Genomic DNA, 20,007 nt, shown 5'->3' with positions numbered 1-20,007 from the left:
TTCTTAATCTTCCTAAAAAATGACGAAAAAAGGAGAATTATAATGAATCATGAAATTGAAATCGAATTTAAAAATATGCTGTCGAAAACAAAATACGACGAACTACTGACGATATTCGACATTCAAGAGGGAGAAGCTGTGCGCCAGGAAAATCATTATTTCGACACAGCGGATTTTCAATTAAAGGCGATTGACAGCGGATTGCGAATTCGCATATTACCGAATAAAATTGAATGTACATTAAAAGAAAAAGCTACTGAGCATACATATATCGAAACAACAGATATTTTAACAGAGGAAGAAGCGAGCCGAATTTTACAGGGCAGCACATTCACAGCGCCTACTGTTATTGCGAGATTACAGGAACGCGGTATTGCCTTTGAACAGCTTATATTGTTCGGCACACTCGCAACAGAGCGTGTAGAAATTCCCTACAAAGAAGGATTGCTCGTACTAGATCATTCTTTTTATTTGCAGCGCGAGGATTATGAGGTAGAATATGAAGCACAAGATGAAACCGTTGGACGTACTGTTTTCCAACAATTTTTAACAAACTATAATATTCCAATTGCACATGCAGATAAAAAAATTGCCCGTTTCGCAGCGGCATTGGCGGATAAAAACAACTAGATTACGAAATTTAAGTAGGCCGACAGAGGGCGTAAATGCGAAGAAGGAAAGAAGGAGCATAACGATGGATATTCGAGCAATGAAAACATTAATGGAAATACAAGCAATGCAATCGGTTGGTAACACTACACTAAGTGATTCCAACAATGCCTTATTTAATGAATTGCTAGGTGATATTTTACAATCACAGCAAACAAATTCTATTACTGGATTGACAGAAATTTTAGGAACTGAGCATACACTAATGCAAACAAGTAATGGGTCAGTATCTCAAACAAAATATTTAGATGCCTTTTTATACGAGGGGGCTATGACTAGCTCGCCAATTGAGCAATACATTAAAGATTACACGGGACAAGAGGCTTTCAACAATGTGTTAGCAGGGGCAAACCATTACAGAGATAGCATTGCCAAAGCTGCAGCAACATATGACTTACCTGAAAAACTAATTGCCGCAGTGATGAAGCAAGAATCCAATTTTAACCCTGAGGTAATTAGTACAGCAGGGGCTGTCGGCTTAATGCAATTAATGCCAAGTACAGCAAAATATTTAGGTGTACAAAACCCTACTGACAACGAGCAAAATATAATGGGTGGTGCGAAATATTTACGTCAAATGCTCAATCAATTCGGACAAAACCTTGAAACAGCGTTAGCCGCCTACAATGCGGGACCTGGCAGTGTGAAAAAATATAATGGCATTCCGCCATTTAAAGAAACACAAAACTATGTTCAAAAGGTTTTAAATTATTATAATACGTAACGCTTTTTCTTTTCCCTAAAATTGTTAAAGAGCGCTTTGTTTGAGAAAACAGATAGACGTTGTTATTATGAGTATAATGTAATAATAAAAAAACACTTTAACTTCTTTCAACAATTTTTTTGCGACGAGTAACCGCAGGAGCACGTGTTTACTGTGACTAGATGAATGCAAGCATTAGACTCATTTCGGCGGAGGCTCAAACACCCGCTGATAAAGGGGAACTCAGTCTAAGAACACCGCATCCTGCGGCAACGACTGAGTGACCAACATCGTGTTGGCCTAAGCTACGACGGATGTCACGGAATTTGAAGAGAGGCCTGCGTGATACAGGTCAGTTAACCATTGTCACAGGACGTGACGTTTTCAGGTTCACTTCCATCAAACAGCTCGAAAAAATCTTGGCGCAATTATGCCAAGGTGTAATTGATTATAGAAAATGTAATTGCAAGTATAAAGGAGTATCACCTATGAATCGAAAGTATACGATTCCTTACGAGGAACTTGGTGCTGAAAAACTGGCTGAACTAATTCATGCTTTTTATGCTCGCGTAGCAAAACATCCTAAGCTTATCCCTATTTTTCCTGAAGATTTAACGGACACAATTCGTAAGCAAATTCAATTTCAAACACAGTACTTAGGTGGACCTAGCCTATACACCGAAGAACATGGTCATCCAATGATGCGAGCTAGACATATCCCTTTTAAAATTACGCCAGATAGAGCACAAGCTTGGCTTGAATGCATGGCAGAGGCAATGGATGAAGTAGGCTTGGACGGAAAATTCCGTGACACTTATTATCAACGTCTTGTGCTGACTGCTCATCATATGGTCAATTCACCAAACGAAGAGGAGGAAATGGAGTGAATAATATTCAGATGATATCACAGCCTACTGCCTCCTTACCGACGAATAAACCAGTAGAACTGTATATTTTCATCGACCCGCTGTGTTCAAACTCCTTCGCTATGCAATCAATGCTGCGTAAGCTTCAATTAGAGTACGAGCATTATTTTTCTTGGCGTTATGTATTAAGCACTGAATTAACGTCATTGAACTGCTTAAGCAATCGCATTAAAGGTTGTTTATCAGGCGATGAACTAGATATTACGCACCCTGCATTACCTTCAATTGCAATTAAAGCAGCTGAGTTGCAAGGCAAGCGAGCTGGCTCGCGCTATTTGTCAAAATTACAGGAGCACGCTGCATTACAATCCAAAAATGTTTTGTCACATGCAGCACTTACAGAAATTGCATTTGAAGTGCAATTAGATATGAATGAATTTACTGTTGATTTTGGCTCAAAGGAAGCAGCTCACGCATTCCAATGTGATTTATACATTACGCGTGAAATGGAAGTTGATGAAGTTCCAAGTATCGTCTTTTTCAATGAAAATGTTGAGGATGAGGGATTAAAGGTAAGTGGTTTATATAACTACGAGGTATACGAGCATATTTTACAGGAAATGATTCAAGAACAGCTTGTACGTCAGCCTCTTCCTTCATTAGATGAATTATTCATTCGTTTTCAAACACTTACAACAGCCGAAGTTGCTGCAATTTATCAAATTGCAGAATCGGTTGCAGAACGAGAATTAAAGAAACGTATGCTACAACAAAAAATCGAACGATTAATGAAAGACGACATTGCATTATGGCGTCAAAAATGAAATATCTAACCCATATTGGCTGACAGGAAATGACGCTGATGAGATAGGAATAACCTTTTCTCAGACAGCCCCTTCCCCGTCAGCCTTATTTGTTACTTCCTTTAGCTTTTCATAAATTCTACGTTTTCTATACAGCATATTTCCTACTTCTGCAATATCCTGCATCATCCCTTTATTAGCATATGCACCAAAAATAATCCCGACAATCGGAATCATCTGAAATAGCTTTTTCCACCCAAAATGGTCACGATAAGTATGGAAAACCTCTTGCCACCCTTGCAATTGAGCTATCATATCTTCAGACACATGCTGCATATTATGCATGGAGGAAATATCCTTTAAAATTGCCTCTTTACCAACAATATCAGCACTAGCAAACTGCAAGCATTTTATTATAAATATCCGCTCCATTTTATCATGTGGATGATAACCATGAATAATAGCGATTTCCTGCAATGTTTTCAGCGCAACACCTAAAATAAACGGAATATCAATGGCTAACGTAAAAATGCCGCCAATACCTGTAGAAGCCCCTTGCAAAGTAGCTAATTTCACGCGCTCTTTTTGCAACTGCTCACTCAATGCAATCATATCTTGCAACGGAATTTGCCCAATATCCCGAACATCCTGAATAGTCCAATGCGATGAATAATGTCTAATCTTCGCAACCATTGCCTCTTCATTAATTAAATATTTACCACCAGACTGAATATAACTCGCCAGCTCATCCATTAATAAAGCAATCTTTTTTTGTATAAATGAAGGTGTTAATTTATCAAGTAATACAAATGGGAGTCTCCCTAACTTCTCCCAAAACCAAAGCCCTTGTTGCTCTCTCTCCCATCTCTCTATATCCTGTAAATATTGTTGTAATTGCGCTCGATCCTCCATCTCTTCCCACTCCTCCGATTTCAAATCATTAACAAGCCTTAGATTCATATACGTAAAAATCAAAGGAAAGTTTCATTCAGTTAGAGGATTGCGTATATTCAAAATAACTTAATCAGATGGGAGCTAAATATAGAGTGGTATCAAAAACAAAAGAGGCGCCCTACTCTCGACAATAGGACGCCTCTTACACAAAAGGGGATGGGAGAAATGTTCACGTTCAAACAAAGGGGTGTATGTTTGTTATGTGATGTATTTCACATGTATTACTTTATCACGGAACAACAGCCGTTGCAACGCTTTACAACTTGTTTCACAAATTCGTCATATAGTAAGCGGTTGCAAGGAAAAATCTGAAAGGGACTTTCAGATTTTTCCTTGCGACGAGGATGGCATAGCCACCGCAGGAGCACAAATCACTACTTTTTACTCTAAAAGTTCACCTCTTAAATTAAACTATGCACCTTTCAGATTTTTCCTTGCGACGAGGATGGCGCAGCCACCGCAGGAGCATAAATCACTACTTTTTATTCTAAAAGTTCACCTCTTAAATTATGCAGCTTTCAGATTTTTCCTTGCGACGAGGATGGCATAGTCACCGCAGGAGCACAAATTACTACTTTTTATTCTAAAAGTTCACCTCTTAAATTAAATTATGCACCTTTCAGATTTTTCCTTACGACGAGGATGGCATAGCCACCGCAGGAGCACAAATCACTACTTTTTACTCTAAAAGTTCACCTCTTAAATTAAATTATGCACCTTTCAGATATTTCCTTGCGACGAGGATGGCGCAGCCACCGCAGGAGCACAAATCACTACTTTTTATTCTAAAAGTTCACCTCCTAAATTAAGCTATGGCTCTTTCAGATTTTTCCTTGCGACGAGGATGGCACAGCCACCGCAGGAGCATAAATCACTACTTTTTATTCTAAAAGTTCACCTCTTAAATTAAATTATGCACCTTTCAGATATTTCCTTGCGACGAGGATGGCATAGCCACCGCAGGAGCATAAATCACTACTTTTTATTCTAAAAGTTCACCTCTTAAATTAAATTATGCACCTTTCAGATATTTCCTTGCGACGAGGATGGCACAGCCACCGCAGGAGCACAAATTACTACTTTTTATTCTAAAAGTTCACCTCTTAAATTATGCACCTTTCAGATTTTTCCTTGGGACTACCTCTGAAATTTTATGTATAATACAGACCTAAATAATGATTTATCGATTTTGCTCGTGAACTACTTCACTTCTCTCGATTCAAAAATAAAAAAGGATGTTGGGTAGCTTTTCACTTCCCCAACATCCCTTTTCAAATTAGTTTGCTAAAAGCAATTTTTCAAGCTCGTTTAATTTTTCTTCAAACACTTTACAAGCTTCTGCAATTGGAGCTGGTGATTCCATATCCACACCTGCTGCCTTTAATACTTCGATTGGGAAGTTTGAGCAACCTGCTTTTAAGAAGTTATTAATATAACGCTCTACCGCCGGTTGACCTTCCTCTAAAATTTGCTTGCTTAATGCTGTTGCAGCACTTTGACCTGTCGCATATTGATACACATAATAGTTGTAGTAGAAGTGTGGGATACGCGCCCACTCTAAACCGATTTCCTCATCCACTACCATCGCATCACCAAAATATTGCTTGTTTAAGTTATAGTAAATTTCTGTTAGCTTCTCTGCTGTTAACGCTTCACCATTTTGATCCATTTCATGAATAATGTGCTCAAACTCCGCAAACATTGTTTGACGGAAAACAGTGCCGCGGAACCCATCTAACCAGTGATTTAATAAATAAATCTTTTGCTGTGGGTCCTCTAGCGTATTTAATAAGTAATCAAATAATAATTCTTCATTACATGTTGAAGCAACCTCCGCTACGAAAATAGAGTAGCTCGCGTATGGGTAAGGTTGGTTAGCACGTGAATAATAGCTATGTAAGCTATGGCCAAATTCATGTGCTAATGTAAATAAATTATCCATATTATTTTGCCAGTTCATTAAAACATAGGGATTCGTGCCGAATGTGCCTGATGAATAAGCACCACTGCGCTTTCCTTTATTTTCAAGAACATCTACCCAACGGCTATCTAAACCTTTTTGTACAATTTCCTGATATTCTTCGCCAAGTGGTGCAAAGCTTTTCACCATGAGCTCCTTCGCTTTATCGTATGGCATATCCATTTTCGCTTCCTTCACAAGTGGTGTGAATAAATCATACATATGCAGCTCTTCTAGACCAAGCACCTTTTTACGTAAAGCTACATAGCGATGAAGCAACGGTAAGTGGTCATGGATTGTTGAAATAAGTTGGTCGTATACTTTCTCTGGAATAAAATTATTGCTCATTGCTGCATGGCGAGCTGATTGATAATTACGCACTTTTGCATTGGCATTTTGCGCTTTTACATTCCCTGCTAATGTCGACGCAAATGTGTTGCGGAATTTACCGTATGTGCTGTACATTGCCTTAAATGCACCTTCACGCACTTCACGTTTATCGCTCTCTAAAAATGAAATATAAGAGCCATGTGTTAATGGCACTTCTTCACCATCATCATTTTTCACTTTCGGGAACTCGATATCTGCATTGTTTAATGCACCGAACGTCTCACCTGACGCGTTTGAAACTTCAGACAATTGTGCAAGTAGCTCTTCCTTTTCAGCAGATAAAATATGGGGACGACCTAAATTCAATTCTTTTAAGCTTTGCTCATATAATTTTAACTCATCGTACTGTGCAACATACGCGGCAATTGTCGCTTCATCTAAAGCTAAAATTTCTGGCGTGATAAATGATAATGCTGCACTTAATTTTGCACCAAGTGATTTTACGCGGCTATCCATCGCTTGATATGTGCCATTTGCTGTATCTTGGTCGTGTTTTAAATGACTGTATACGTATAGCTTGCTGAAGCGTTGGCTAACTAAATCGCTAAATTGCAGCGTATCGAATAACCCCTGTGCTCCTGTCGCTACTTTCCCTTTATAATCTTCAGCTTGCTCTAATAAACCTTGAATTTCTGCAAACTCTTGCTCCCATGCTTCATCTGTTGGGAAAATAGATGTCAAATCCCAAGTTAATTCTACAGGAACTTCTTCACGTGTTAACACTTGTTTTGCCATTATAAATGCCTCCAAAAATTATATTACGAAATACCCTTTTATTTTCTCAATTCTTTTCAGAAAATGCAATTAATTCGCTGAATAAATGCTGAAATAACGTCGTATCTTCCACTTTATCAGCAAGCGATTCAACACCAATTGAACGCAAAAAAGTAACATACTGCTCAACTACTAAAAATGCCTTCACAGATTGCGGCAATCTCGCCCATCTTAAAAAAGCATATATTTTTTGTTCATTTAGCTGCGCAAGCTGTAATTTATAATTATGCAAAAAGAAAAATAAATGACTTTGCCATTCAACACTAAATAAAGAGATTGCCTCATCCCCTTTTATTGGTATGCCAATATAATTTGGTAGCTGCTCAAAGTGCAGGCGTTGCTCATAAAGTCCTCGTAAAAATAAATCCTTTAAACCTTTGCGGTTAAAGAAGACCTTCGTTCGAAAAAAATTAATTTTATGCTGCTCATATAAATTTAACATTTCTCGCATCTGTTGCTTTGTTAATAAATTAGGGACAAAAAAAGGAAAGTACTGCTTGTCTAGCGGTAAAGGTTGTATATGCGCAAGCCATGTACGACCTTGCATATATTGCAAATTGCTAAAATAGACAAAGCGGCTGTGCACAGCATCATATGTGAGTAAATAAAGCTGCCCCTTATAACGCTTAAAAAATTGTTGATAAAATTGACTTAATATTATTTTTCTTATGCCAAATGTGGGAAGTTTATTCGGAGTTTTTGTAATCCAAAGTGGAATTATTCCATACCTTTCATAACCAGCTGTTCGCTCATCGATTTGTTCTGATGGAATAACACTACATTGAAATTCAATCGCATAATGTCTATTTTGATGTATAAGAAATAAATCAGGTCTTTGCTGTAATGGGGATAAATAGCTTTCAAGCGCTATATGCTCTACTCGTTTCTGAAAAAAAGAAAATAATTGCTGCTTTCCTAATAAATGTATGGGGGATTCTCCCTCTGAAAAAGAAGCATCACAATCATTTAAACGTTTGTGGGCAAAATGTGGAATTTTAACTCGTCCAATTTTCAACTGTAAAGGCTGTTTGCATTGTGGACAATAAAATGTGGTAGTTTGGCGCAAATACTGTAATTGCTTTAAACATATATCTTCTGTAATAACTATTAGCTCTCCATGTTCGTTGTGAGCAACTAACAAAATCTCTCCTCCTTTCCACCTTCCATTATAAAATAAATATTTGATTTTTCAAATATTCCATTAAGGAAGTCAAAGATTAAATAATTTGCTGAAAGAAGTTAAACGGTGAATATTTTAATAAAACATAAACAAAACGTCCGAAAAGAAGTGCTTTAGCACGCTTTTCGGACGCCCATTCTTATGCGAAATATTGAATAACTGTTTCGAAACAATCCTCTGGCATAATTGGTTGACCATATTCTTCAATGCGGTGAATTGTTAATTTCGTTGGCTGTAGATGCTCCTTTAAAATAGCGATTGCATTTCGACGCTCATAAGCATCTGCCATCTCCGAAAAATCGACCGATAAATAGTATTCATTGTCCAATTTATATAGTGATGATGCCGTTCCATATGTGATTAGGCGCTTGGCAACAGGGATTAATTCATCAATATCTTTAAATTTATAGCGAGCATTTAAAATGCTTGTGCCTTCTTCATTGTCTTCACTTTCCATCGTTTCTAAAAGTGTTTCTTCCATTTCGCGTAACTGTGCTGCGATATCTTGATTTTCATCAAAGCCATTTGTTAAGCTCTCCCCATCATTGCTCATGTTCGCACGTGTAACAATTACTTCAAGCCCCTGCTCTGATGCGTTAACATGAATCCAAATCGGTCCTTCTAAATCAAAATAATCGTCTGTATTGACTTCAGCCATGACATCCCAAAATAGCTCTTCACCCTTGGAACGATTATACCAAATCTCTTCTCTGCTATAACCACGATCCTCAATATCTCTATACGTAATGAACAGCTTTAATGTATTGTCATTGATGCGTTCGATGTCCATTCGACCTCAACTCCCTTCACAGTCATTTGCTAAACGAACATGTAAAATTATCATTCAACTTTTGAAGCTTTTTCATACATGCTCTTAACAGTGGAGCATTGCACAGATTTTTTATAGGAATTACAAAAGACATAATTCACTTATAGAAAGGCCAATACTTTTCTATAACTCTATTGTATGATGTTCCCGTAAAAAATGAAAAGGAAAAACACCAAAAACGTTAAAATTACTGAAAATTAGCCCTGAAATTATTAGAATATTGAGATTACATTGTACTATTTTCTCAATAGCAAGGCAAGTCCAAGTAAATTGTGAAACAAAAAAGATGCTGCCTAGAAAGATAATACTTTCCAGACAGCTAAAACCTTTTATCCCGCATTAACGGGCAGTAGAACACCCACTTCAAGACTTAAGTGAAAGTCGGCTTAAGGATAAGTGGGAGTTCAACTGCCCGTAAAAGCCCGATTGGTTCAACTAACAATCAATGGGGGATGAGGAAAACCACCACCGATTGAAGTTTCACTTTATCTTGATTCAACAGAAAACTCCTGCCTCTACAGGTCCCATCATTAATCGACCATTCTTTGTGCTTCTTGCAATTGGAATGCACGAACACCACGTGGTAAAAAACGTCGAATCTCATCTTCATTATAACCGACCTGTAAACGCTTCTCATCTAAAATAATTGGACGACGTAGTAGCCCCGGATATTCTTGAATAAGCTCGTACAATCTTTGTAACGGTAAATTTTCTACATCTACATTTAACTTTTGGAAAATCTTCGAGCGAGTTGAAATAATCTCATCTGTTCCATCTTCCGTCATGCGTAAAATTTCTTTAATTTCACTAATTGTTAAAGGCTCGGAAAAAATATTACGCTCTGTATAAGGGATATCATGTTCTTCAAGCCAAGCCTTTGCTTTACGGCAAGATGTACAGCTTGGCGATGTAAACAAAGTAACTCTCATTTGTAACACATCCTTTCATTTTGGAATCAACTATATTATTGAATTCTTAATTTAGAATTAATTTAATTTAAGTGCTACGGTTATTATACACTATTTGACTTACTTTGAATATAGGATGTCAATAAAAAACCCTTCTATTTTAAAAAATAATAAGATTTAACTAATAACAACTATGACTAGTGTATGAATGATTATTTATAACAGTATGTTTATACCCAAACTGTGTTACAACAAAACATGCGTTTGACTGATTTTTCTCAATTAGTTATAAATAATCGAGAAAAATTTCACTTGCGGGTGCCCTAATGATGAGCTATGGCACTGTTTTTAGACGTTTCATTAAAAAGGTTTTAGCATTTTCTTTCAAATGTAAAAGAATAGACAAAAGTTATACTTCCATTGCCCCAAAAACCCTTTTCTTTTCAGACCGCCCCATTCTTCAAAAAGTTCCCTTGCATTACAATAAGATTAACCTTTTTAAATTTACTTTATACAAAGGTATTGCATTTTTTTATACATCTATACTATAATTTCAGTCATAATAGATATAACTAAAAACAATGAAGAAGAAGAGTACGTTTGAGCTTTGATGTTTAGAGAGTCTGTGGTTGGTGCAAACAGACCATCATACAAACGGAATGGGCTTCTGAGTTAGCTTTATGAACAATAATTTATCGTTCAGCCATTTCTGACAATGACTCACTTGTAGCTGAATGTAGAGATAGCCCCATAATTTTTTCAAGCAAGCATGAAAAAATTTAGAGGCATAGTAGTAAAGCTCGGCATACTTCACGTTACGAAGGTTAAGTGGCTCAGATTTATGGGCAAGCTGGGTGGTACCGCGGATTCCGAACATCATTCGTCCCTACTATTTTTAATAGGGATGCATGATGTTTTTTGTATTTATTTAATAATTAGGAGGAATTTTAATGACAACAATTTTTTCAGGTGTTCAGCCTACAGGTACTATTACGCTTGGTAATTATATCGGGGCAATTAGACAATTCCCTGCTTTACAAAACCAAGGCCAGGCAATTTACTGCATCGTTGACCAGCATGCCATTACAGTGCCGCAGGAGCGATTAGAGCTACGCAAAAGTATTCGAAGTCTTGCAGCGATGTATATTGCTGTTGGTATCGACCCAGAAAAATCCATTTTATTTATTCAATCTGAAGTTCCTGCACATGCACAGGCAGCATGGATGCTTCAATGTGTGGCATCTATCGGGGAGCTAGAGCGCATGACACAATTCAAAGATAAATCGAGTGGAAAAGAGTCAGTATCTGCTGCATTATTAACGTATCCGCCATTAATGGCAGCAGATATTTTGCTTTATAATACAAATATTGTGCCGGTTGGTGAAGACCAAAAGCAGCATATCGAATTAACACGTGACTTAGCAGAACGCTTTAATAAGCGTTACAACGAGATTTTAACGATTCCTGATATTCAATTGCCGAAAGAAGGCGCGCGCATTAAATCGTTGCAGGAGCCAACGAAAAAAATGAGCAAGTCCGACCCGAATACGAAAGCGACAATTCGCGTGTTGGATACGCCAAAGGAAATTGAAAAGAAAATCAAATCCGCCGTAACAGACTCTGATGGTATTGTGAAATTCGATGTCGAAAATAAACCAGGTGTGTCCAATTTACTAACAATTGAATCTGCTTTATCTGGCATTTCAATTGCTGATCTAGAGAAAAAATATGAAGGCAAAGGCTACGGTGATTTTAAAGCAGGTGTAGCTGTTGCTGTAATTGAGCATTTAACACCAATTCAAGAACGTTACTACGCATTGATTGATTCTCCTGAATTAGACGATATTTTAGATGCTGGAGCAGAAAAAGCGAATGCCATCGCCTCTAAAACACTTAAGAAAATGGAGAACGCCATGGGTTTAGGTCGAAAACGACGATAAATAGCACGCAAAGTGAAGCGATAGCTATATAAAGCTCGTATGTACCAAGTAAAAAGTTCCATACTGCCGACCATGAGTAGCCGAGCGTTCGATAGTTTAAATACAAAATGCAATTGCTAATGGATACGACACTAATACCGTAGCAAAACAAAAACAAAACAAAGCGTACGATAACACCATCCTTTCCTTACAGAAATATTCAAGTAAAATGCTAAAAATGCGTCTATTTGAAAAGAAAAACAGGGCTGTCCAAAAAAGACTGTCCCTGTTTTTAAGTGCATTGAAAGTTTAATTTGCGCCCTTTGCTTACATCTAGGCTAAACACTGCTAAATCTAGTGTTTCTCTCATTCCCCAAAAAAACCCTCTTTATTTTAACGTATGAACTCTTTGAAAAACAACATTAAAAGCGTTCAAATAACAGGCAATGCACTGCTATTTGAACGCCACTATTAATTATACTTTTTGAATAATAAACATGCATTATGGCCACCGAAGCCAAGTGAATTACTTAATGCGTACTCAACAGAAGCTTCCCTCGCTTCGTTCGGTACATAATCTAAGTCACACGCTGGGTCTGGTGTGTGTAAATTAATTGTCGGTGGTAAAATTCCTTCATGTAATGCTAGCACCGTAAAAATGGCTTCCACTCCACCAGCAGCACCTAATAAATGACCTGTCATCGATTTCGTTGAGCTCATTGCTAGTTTATAGGCATGCTCGCCGAATACCGTTTTTACTGCCTGTGTTTCAAACAAATCATTGTATGGTGTACTTGTACCGTGTGCATTAATATAACCAACTACATTCGGCTCAACACCTGCGTCATTTATTGCTTGCTGCATTGCACGCGCAGCCCCTTCACCCTCTGGCGCTGGCGCTGTAATATGATGTGCATCACCTGTTGTGCCATAACCGACTACTTCACCATAAATCTTTGCACCACGCGCTAAAGCGTGCTCTAACTCTTCTAAAATCACGATACCTGCACCTTCACCGATAACGAAGCCATCACGCTCCTTATCAAATGGGCGGCTTGCCGTCTTTGGGTCAGCATTTGTCGTCAATGCTGTATTTGCTGTGAAACCAGCAATTGCTAAATTAACAATCGGCGCCTCTGCTCCTCCAGAAATCATTACATCTGCATCCCCACGCTCAATTACTTTGAATGCGTCACCGATAGAGTTCGTACCAGAGGCACAAGCTGTTACAGAGCATGAGTTTGGACCTTTAGCCCCTAAATAAATCGATACTTGACCTGAAGCCATATCTGGAATAAGCATCGGAATAAAGAATGGGCTTACGCGGCGTGCTCCACGCTCTTGGAACGTTAAAAATTGTTGCTCGTATGTTTCCATACCACCAATACCAGAGCCAATCCAAACACCTACACGCGGTGCCATATCCTCAGTAATATTTAGGTTTGCATCCTTTGTCGCCATCATAGATGCTGCAACTGCATATTGTGTAAAGCGATCCATTTTACGAGCTTCTTTACGCTCTACAAATTGTTCAATATCAAATTCTTTCACTTCTGCTGCTACTTTCGCTGTAAATTTCTCTGCATCTACACGTGTTAATGGACCAATACCCGACTTACCTGCTTTAATGGCATCCCATGTTGCTTCGGCAGTCGCTCCAAGCGGTGTTACTGCTCCAATTCCTGTTACTACTACTCTACGTTTTGTCATGTCTCTTCCCCCTCTAGTATTATCTTCCCCAACGTAGTGTGACAGCGCCCCATGTTAGACCGCCACCAAATCCAACTAATACGATTAAATCATCGTTCTTAATTTTGCCTTCTTCTAAATCATCGACTAATGAAATGCCGATAGATGCTGCTGATGTATTACCATATTTATGAATTGTTTTTGACATCTTTTCTTCTGGTAAGCCTAAACGCTCACGAGCAGCCTCCATAATGCGAATGTTCGCCTGATGCGGAATTAAATAGTCTACGTCCTCTTTACGATAACCTGCTTTTTCCACAACATTCATTGCTGATTCACCCATTTGACGTACAGCAAATTTGAATACTTCGCGCCCATTCATCGCAATCGCCTTGTTTTGATCTAGACATAAGTACTTACCACCTGTGCCGTCTGCTCCTAGCTCAAACGATAAAATTCCGCGTCCTTCAGATACTTTTGATACAATAGCCGCACTTGCGCCATCACCAAATAATACAGCCGTATTGCGATCTTGCCAATCAATAATTTTTGAAAGCTTTTCAACACCGACAACGAGCACATTGTCATAGCTACCACTTTCAACAAATTGCTTTGCCGTAATTAAACCATACATAAAGCCTGCGCAAGCCGCAGATATATCCATAGCTGCTGCATTTTTAGCGCCAAGTGCCTCCTGTATTTGACATGCTACAGTTGGAAATGCTTGATCCGGCGTCACTGTTGCTACCAAAATTAAACCAATTTCCTCAGCCTGAATACCTGCATTTGTTATCGCCGCAACAGCTGCCTTATATGCCATATCTGATGTTTCTTCATTGTCAGCCGCAATTCTACGTGCTTCAATACCTGTACGCGTACGAATCCACTCATCACTTGTATCTAAAATTTTCTCTAAATCCTCATTCGTTACTACTTTTTCCGGTACGTATTTTCCAACGCCGATAATACCTGCATTCATATAGCGGCCCCTTTCTTGGTTAACACTAATTATTAATACTTGGTACTAATTATAGCCAACAATTTTTTGAATCGCAAGAAATTCTTTTTCAAACAACCTTCACAATTGTTTAAAAACAGTAATTTTATTTTTACCTAACGTGTGGTATTATATTAAAGATGTGATTTAATGAAAACGATATACAAAGTCTAAATAGAGGTGAATCAAATGCAATACATCATGACATTTATTTGGTCATTCCTACTAGTATCAATGTTAACTTATGTAGTGAGCTCGATTTTAGGTGTAGACCCTAACTTCGGTTTAGCAGCTATTCTTTCTGTAGCAGTAAGTATTTTAGTATTTATCATTTCTGCAATTATTCCAAACGACCCAATAGCAGACGCTGATAGTCATTAAAAGAAATTGCCTGAAAAGTGTGCTAATGCACTACTTTTCAGGCAATTTTTTGATTAAGTTAACTTTTTTCAATATGCACTGCATTATTTTCAAGTGTTACCTCTAATGTGTCTCCTGGCAATACATCTCCTTGCAATAATGCCTTTGCCACCGCTGTTTCAATATGGCGCTGTACAAAGCGTTTTAATGGACGAGCACCGAATTGTGCATCAACTCCCTCTTTGACAGCCCAATGAACGACCGCCTCATCCACATTCACTGTAATTTCCTGCTCCGCAATTCGTTCCTGTAACTGGCGAACGTATTTCCAAGTGATTGCATAAAAATGTTCATCTGTTAATGCGTGGAAAGTAATAATATCGTCAACACGATTCAGTAGCTCTGGCTTAAAATGCTGACGAAGTGCTGCCGTGACAAGCTGCTCTGTCTGCTCATTCGCCTCAAGCAAATAACTTGAACCAATATTCGATGTCATAATAATGACCGTATTACTAAAGTTGACATTGCGTCCTTGGCTATCTGTAATACGCCCATCATCTAGAGCCTGTAATAAAATATTTGCTACGTCTGGATGTGCCTTTTCAATTTCATCCAACAATACAACTGCATATGGATTGCGACGAACCGCCTCTGTTAGCTGTCCCCCTTCCTCATAGCCAATATAGCCTGGAGGTGCCCCAACCAGCCGTGAAACGCTATGCTTTTCCATATACTCACTCATATCAATGCGAATAAAATGGTCCTCTGAGTCAAATAATTGCGCAGCTAAAGCTTTTGCTAACTCTGTTTTCCCTACACCTGTCGGACCTAAAAATAAAAATGAGCCAATTGGCTTTGTTGGGTCTTTAATGCCCGCACGCGCACGCCATACTGCCTCTGATACAAGTGTTACCGCATTATCTTGCCCTACGACACGCTCATGTAAAACGTCCTTTAAACGCAGTAGCTTTTCGCGTTCTCCTTCTACAAGCTTCGTTACAGGAATGCCTGTCCAACGTGCAACAATGGAGGCAATTTCATCCGCTGTCACTTCCTCACGTAATAAGCGTGCCTCTTCACCGTTTAAAGATACTTCAAGCGTAGCTAGCTCCTTTTCCAATGTTGGTATTTTACCATGGCGAAGTTCAGCCGCTTGATTTAGGTCATACTTGCTTTCTGCTTCTTCTAATGCACGACGGTATTTCCCGAGCTGCTCACGCTTTTGCTGAATTAATTGCAAATCGGCCTTTTCAGCCTCCCATTGCTTCATCATCTCATTTGACGATTCTTTTAACGCCTTAATATCGTTGCGCAATGCTTCAAGACGCTTTTTACTCGCCTCGTCCTTTTCCTTTTGTAATGCTTGCTCTTCAATTTCAAGCTGCATTAAGCGACGTTTAATTGTATCTAGCTCCTGTGGCATTGAATCAATTTCTGTCCGAATCATCGCACACGCCTCATCAATCAAATCGATTGCTTTATCTGGTAAAAAGCGCTCAGTAATATAACGATTTGATAATTCCGCTGCCGCTATAATGGCACGGTCATGAATGCGCACAGCATGATGTAGCTCAAAGCTCTCCTTCAAGCCACGTAAAATTGATACCGTATCTTGAATGGATGGCTCACGCACTAAAACCTGCTGAAAGCGACGCTCTAATGCAGGGTCTTTCTCAATATACATGCGATATTCATCTAATGTCGTTGCGCCGATACAATGTAGCTCACCGCGTGCTAGCATCGGTTTCAACATATTGCCCGCATCCATTGCGCCGTCCGTCTTGCCTGCTCCGACAATTGTATGAATTTCATCAATAAATAAAATGATGCGTCCTTCTGAATCTTTTACTTGCTTTAGCACAGCCTTTAAGCGTTCCTCAAATTGACCACGATAGCTTGCCCCTGCAATTAATGCACTCATATCAAGCTCGTAAAGCTGAGCCTCCTTTAATCCTTCAGGAACATCCTGACGCACAATGCGCTGCGCCAATCCTTCGACAATGGCCGTTTTTCCTACACCAGGCTCACCGATTAACACCGGATTGTTTTTTGTTTTGCGCGTTAAAATACGTATTACATTGCGAATTTCCTCATCTCGCCCGATAACAGGGTCCATTTTCCCCTTTTTCACTTCTTCAATTAAGTTACGTCCAAATTGCTCTAAAGGGGGACGATTATCTTCAGTTTGTTTAAATTGCATAAAATATCCCTCCAAACCAATTTTTTTAGGCAAACTCAAGTATCCACTTTTGTCATTGTTTTTTGGAAATCAAAACAATTTGACCTTTACTGACTAATTGAATTATAAAATATTGAAATTTAGTTTGCAAAAAAATGCTCCAAGAACTATTAATTTCGAGTAAATTAATGAAGAAGCTGTATTTTCCTTATACATATTATGTTATTATAACCTTAATCAATTTTGAAAAACGTTTATCTTAGCTTTTAGATTACGTAAGAAAGGAATGTATTTACATGTCTTTTCAAACAATACCTACAGGAATTTTCCAACTTTTTATAGAACATGGTTCGTTAATAAAAATAGATAAAGGTCACCAACTCTTCCAAGAAGGAGAAAAAGCCGAAAACATTTTTTTGATTAAAAAGGGCGTTATCCAACTTAGCAAAGAAACAGAACAGGGCAAAGAAATAACATTGCGTATTTGTGGTAATGATGTATTAATTGGTGAGAGCTCCCCGTTTTGCCAATTGAATTACCATATGGCAAATGCTAGAGCGCTAGAAACGGCTACGCTATTATCACTTTCACACCACACATTTGAATTATTATTAACAGAGCGTCCTAAATTAATGATGGAATATTTGCAGTGGGCACAAATTGAAATAATGAAACACCAAAGTCGCTTACGTGATTTAATGCTTCACGGAAAAAAAGGGGCACTCTATTCCACATTAATTCGATTAACAAATACGTATGGTCAAAAACAAGAGGATGGTTCAATTTTTATTAATTTTGCTTTAACAAATACAGAACTAGCTAATCTTTGCGCCACAAGCCGAGAACTGATTAACCGCATGCTTAATGATTTGAAAAAACATCAGATTATTTCCTTCCATAAAGGTCATATTACAGTACACGACTTGCCTTTTTTAAAAAATGAAATTAATTGCGAAAATTGTCCCTTAACAATTTGCCGAATCGATTAAAGCGTGGGGGGAGCTGTCCAAAAAGCCGTGCATAGCCGGCATTTTGGACATGAGCGATGATGTTTCGCAAAATGTTGATTCGTATCAACAGAGAACGCCTCTATTAAAAATGGGATGAACATTGGCTTTAGCAGTGTACTCCTTCAGTAAAAGGGAAGCGATGAAAACATTGATTTCAATGCAGTGTCAAAACAAAATGGACTTTTCGGACAACTCCTGGCGGGGTGGTGTTTTGGTAAATGTTTGCTCATTAAAATTGAGAGGACCCTCTTTGAAAATGAGAAAACACTGACTTTTTCCTAAAATAACCTTTAAAAAACGGGGCTGTCTTTTCAGACAGCCCCGACTTGCTTGTGTAACAAAAATTCAATTTCCACTTTCATCCAGAGGAAAATCCCCTAAAACATGTGTTTTCCTATTTCCAAAGAATAACTCGCCATTTTTTCAAGTAAATTCCTTGACAAAACACTATCGCTAGCGCTCCAAAAGTCGGCTACGTACGGCTTTTAGAGTACTCTTTTTTCCTTTAGCGAACGCCTAATGCCATCTTCGCATAGCGTGACATCATATCTTTTGACCACGCTGGTGTCCATACAATATTTACTTCTGTATCCTTTACTTCAGGTAGCTCACCTAAAGCTGTTTTTACTTGGTCTACAATAACAGGGCCAAGTGGGCAACCCATTGAAGTTAATGTCATCGTTACTGTTGCTAAACCTTCTTCATCTAAATCTACATCATATACTAAGCCTAAGTTAACAATATCAATTCCTAACTCGGGGTCAATTACGTTTTCTAAAGCGCCATACATACTATCTTTCATATCTTGGTCAATTGCCATTTTTAACACTCCTTTCTATGTTATATTTAATGATAGCAGAACTCCATGCTTATGCCAAATGCTGTGCTAGCCAGTCTGTTACAGCAAGCATACCTGCTCTTGATACAACATGCCCCGCTTTTTCATCAATCATGTATGCAGAACGCGAATTTTCCCCGTGCTTTTCAAAAAATGGATAACTCATCTCAAATGGGACAACCTTATCCTCTTTGCCATGCCAAAAAAACGTTGGCACTTGCTGTAAAATATTCGCCTTGTTTTCTAAATCATAGGCATCTAGTATTGCCATTGTCTCTGCGAGCTGCTGCTCGGAAAAAGGTATTTCAATACCTGCCTTTTCAAACTGAGCAAGCTGATGCTGCGCAAATTTTGGATAGCTCGTTGCTCCCATGCAAATCCCCGCTGTTTGTATCCAGTCATATTTGCTTAAGCATCCTACAGTCGTAATTCCTCCCATTGAGGTCCCTGCAATACCTATTGCCTTCGTCGTTAACAAGCCCTTATCTTGGAGCTTTTTATAGAGGATTTCTACTTCCCCTACCGTTCGCATAACAATTTCCCAAAATATTGGCTCTAGCTGCTCTTTCGTTGTATTAGGCTCGGCACGCTCACCATGTAAATGTGCATCTGGCAAAATTACACGTACACCTTTTTCTACTAACTGATAGGCGAAATGTAAGTTATGCTCCTTCCCACTGCCGAAACCATGAATAAAAATAACTGTCGGATTTTCAACAGTCATTTCCGACGTATGCACATGTAATAACGGTATGTGCTCCCATACTTCACGCTGTACAATCACTAATTCTCACTCCTACGAAATATCTCTATACTAAGAGTAACAAAAATTGAATGATATGACAAAACTTTGACGTATAATAGTAAAAGACAGTAAAATAGAGTGAAACTTCAATGAGTGAGGATTTCTTCACCCTTCTGATTGTTTGCTTTACCAATTAGCTTTACAGAAAATTAATTTAGAAATAGCCAATTAACT

General features: G+C 38.4%; 17 protein-coding genes and 1 other annotated feature. Of the genes, 7 read left to right on the top strand and 10 right to left on the bottom strand.

Annotated elements, in window-relative coordinates:
- Nucleotides 1-42: 42 nt before the first annotated feature.
- From C9J36_RS02595 to C9J36_RS02580, 4 genes are all read left to right on the top strand, one after another.
- Entirely contained in the window at nt 43-630 is a 588-nt protein-coding gene (locus tag C9J36_RS02595; RefSeq protein WP_107942159.1) for a CYTH domain-containing protein, read from the top strand.
- 64 nt (nt 631-694) lie between these two features.
- Nucleotides 695-1,393: a lytic transglycosylase domain-containing protein gene (locus tag C9J36_RS02590; RefSeq protein ID WP_066166168.1), complete on the top strand. Its 699-nt coding sequence runs from the start codon at nt 695-697 to the stop codon at nt 1,391-1,393.
- Between the two features lie 467 nt (nt 1,394-1,860).
- Nucleotides 1,861-2,259 carry a globin domain-containing protein gene (locus tag C9J36_RS02585; protein ID WP_066166165.1) on the top strand — a complete coding sequence of 133 codons (399 nt, stop codon included), beginning with the start codon at nt 1,861-1,863 and terminating at the stop codon, nt 2,257-2,259.
- Entirely contained in the window at nt 2,256-3,062 is an 807-nt protein-coding gene (locus C9J36_RS02580; RefSeq protein WP_066166162.1) for a DsbA family protein, read from the top strand. Before C9J36_RS02585 ends, C9J36_RS02580 begins: the two co-directional genes overlap by 4 nt.
- Nucleotides 3,063-3,122: 60 nt before the next feature.
- Here C9J36_RS02580 and C9J36_RS02575 read toward each other — a convergent pair whose 3' ends face one another.
- From C9J36_RS02575 to spxA, 5 genes are all read right to left on the bottom strand, one after another.
- Entirely contained in the window at nt 3,123-3,953 is an 831-nt protein-coding gene (locus C9J36_RS02575; protein ID WP_107942158.1) for an EcsC family protein, read from the bottom strand.
- 1,318 nt (nt 3,954-5,271) lie between these two features.
- Nucleotides 5,272-7,080 carry an oligoendopeptidase F gene (gene pepF, locus C9J36_RS02565; RefSeq protein WP_066166157.1) on the bottom strand — a complete coding sequence of 603 codons (1,809 nt, stop codon included), beginning with the start codon at nt 7,078-7,080 and terminating at the stop codon, nt 5,272-5,274.
- A gap of 46 nt (nt 7,081-7,126) precedes the next feature.
- Nucleotides 7,127-8,260 carry a competence protein CoiA gene (locus C9J36_RS02560; protein WP_161956372.1) on the bottom strand — a complete coding sequence of 378 codons (1,134 nt, stop codon included), beginning with the start codon at nt 8,258-8,260 and terminating at the stop codon, nt 7,127-7,129.
- A gap of 178 nt (nt 8,261-8,438) precedes the next feature.
- On the bottom strand, nt 8,439-9,089 hold the full coding sequence (gene mecA, locus C9J36_RS02555) for an adaptor protein MecA (protein WP_066166151.1): 651 nt from the start codon (nt 9,087-9,089) through the stop codon (nt 8,439-8,441).
- A gap of 569 nt (nt 9,090-9,658) precedes the next feature.
- Nucleotides 9,659-10,057, bottom strand: a complete 399-nt coding sequence (gene spxA / locus C9J36_RS02550; protein WP_066166148.1) for a transcriptional regulator SpxA — start codon at nt 10,055-10,057, stop codon at nt 9,659-9,661.
- 551 nt (nt 10,058-10,608) lie between these two features.
- Nucleotides 10,609-10,927: a binding site (T-box leader), on the top strand.
- Nucleotides 10,928-10,986: 59 nt separating this feature from the next.
- Between spxA and trpS the strand changes: the two genes are divergently transcribed.
- Nucleotides 10,987-11,976 carry a tryptophan--tRNA ligase gene (trpS, locus tag C9J36_RS02540; protein ID WP_066166139.1) on the top strand — a complete coding sequence of 330 codons (990 nt, stop codon included), beginning with the start codon at nt 10,987-10,989 and terminating at the stop codon, nt 11,974-11,976.
- A gap of 450 nt (nt 11,977-12,426) precedes the next feature.
- On the opposite strand, the gene fabF is transcribed toward trpS, so the two are convergent.
- Both fabF and C9J36_RS02525 read right to left on the bottom strand, forming a co-directional pair.
- Nucleotides 12,427-13,665, bottom strand: coding sequence for a beta-ketoacyl-ACP synthase II (gene fabF / locus C9J36_RS02530; protein ID WP_066165173.1), 1,239 nt, complete (start codon nt 13,663-13,665; stop codon nt 12,427-12,429).
- A gap of 19 nt (nt 13,666-13,684) precedes the next feature.
- Nucleotides 13,685-14,623 (bottom strand): beta-ketoacyl-ACP synthase III, encoded by a 939-nt coding sequence (locus C9J36_RS02525; RefSeq protein ID WP_066165170.1) that lies wholly within the window; start codon nt 14,621-14,623, stop codon nt 13,685-13,687.
- Between the two features lie 207 nt (nt 14,624-14,830).
- Here C9J36_RS02525 and C9J36_RS02520 point away from each other — a divergent pair, with 207 nt between their 5' ends.
- The gene (locus tag C9J36_RS02520) at nt 14,831-15,022 is read left to right on the top strand and encodes a YjzD family protein (protein ID WP_066165167.1); all 192 of its coding nucleotides are present in this window, start codon (nt 14,831-14,833) and stop codon (nt 15,020-15,022) included.
- Nucleotides 15,023-15,080: 58 nt separating this feature from the next.
- Here the strand turns inward: C9J36_RS02520 and C9J36_RS02515 are convergent, their stop codons facing one another.
- On the bottom strand, nt 15,081-17,201 hold the full coding sequence (locus C9J36_RS02515) for an ATP-dependent Clp protease ATP-binding subunit (protein ID WP_107942153.1): 2,121 nt from the start codon (nt 17,199-17,201) through the stop codon (nt 15,081-15,083).
- A gap of 275 nt (nt 17,202-17,476) precedes the next feature.
- Here C9J36_RS02515 and C9J36_RS02510 point away from each other — a divergent pair, with 275 nt between their 5' ends.
- On the top strand, nt 17,477-18,169 hold the full coding sequence (locus tag C9J36_RS02510; RefSeq protein WP_107942152.1) for a Crp/Fnr family transcriptional regulator: 693 nt from the start codon (nt 17,477-17,479) through the stop codon (nt 18,167-18,169).
- Nucleotides 18,170-18,695: 526 nt separating this feature from the next.
- On the opposite strand, the gene C9J36_RS02505 is transcribed toward C9J36_RS02510, so the two are convergent.
- Both C9J36_RS02505 and C9J36_RS02500 read right to left on the bottom strand, forming a co-directional pair.
- Nucleotides 18,696-19,010 carry a metal-sulfur cluster assembly factor gene (locus C9J36_RS02505; RefSeq protein WP_430010620.1) on the bottom strand — a complete coding sequence of 105 codons (315 nt, stop codon included), beginning with the start codon at nt 19,008-19,010 and terminating at the stop codon, nt 18,696-18,698.
- A gap of 49 nt (nt 19,011-19,059) precedes the next feature.
- Nucleotides 19,060-19,812 (bottom strand): prolyl oligopeptidase family serine peptidase, encoded by a 753-nt coding sequence (locus C9J36_RS02500; RefSeq protein ID WP_107942151.1) that lies wholly within the window; start codon nt 19,810-19,812, stop codon nt 19,060-19,062.
- Nucleotides 19,813-20,007: the final 195 nt, after the last annotated feature.

It is taken from the genome of Metasolibacillus fluoroglycofenilyticus (assembly GCF_003049645.1).
In the GTDB taxonomy this organism is placed as follows: domain Bacteria; phylum Bacillota; class Bacilli; order Bacillales_A; family Planococcaceae; genus Metasolibacillus; species Metasolibacillus fluoroglycofenilyticus.
Note: the sequence above shows the minus strand (reverse complement) of the source record. Positions and strands in the feature narration are given on the sequence as shown.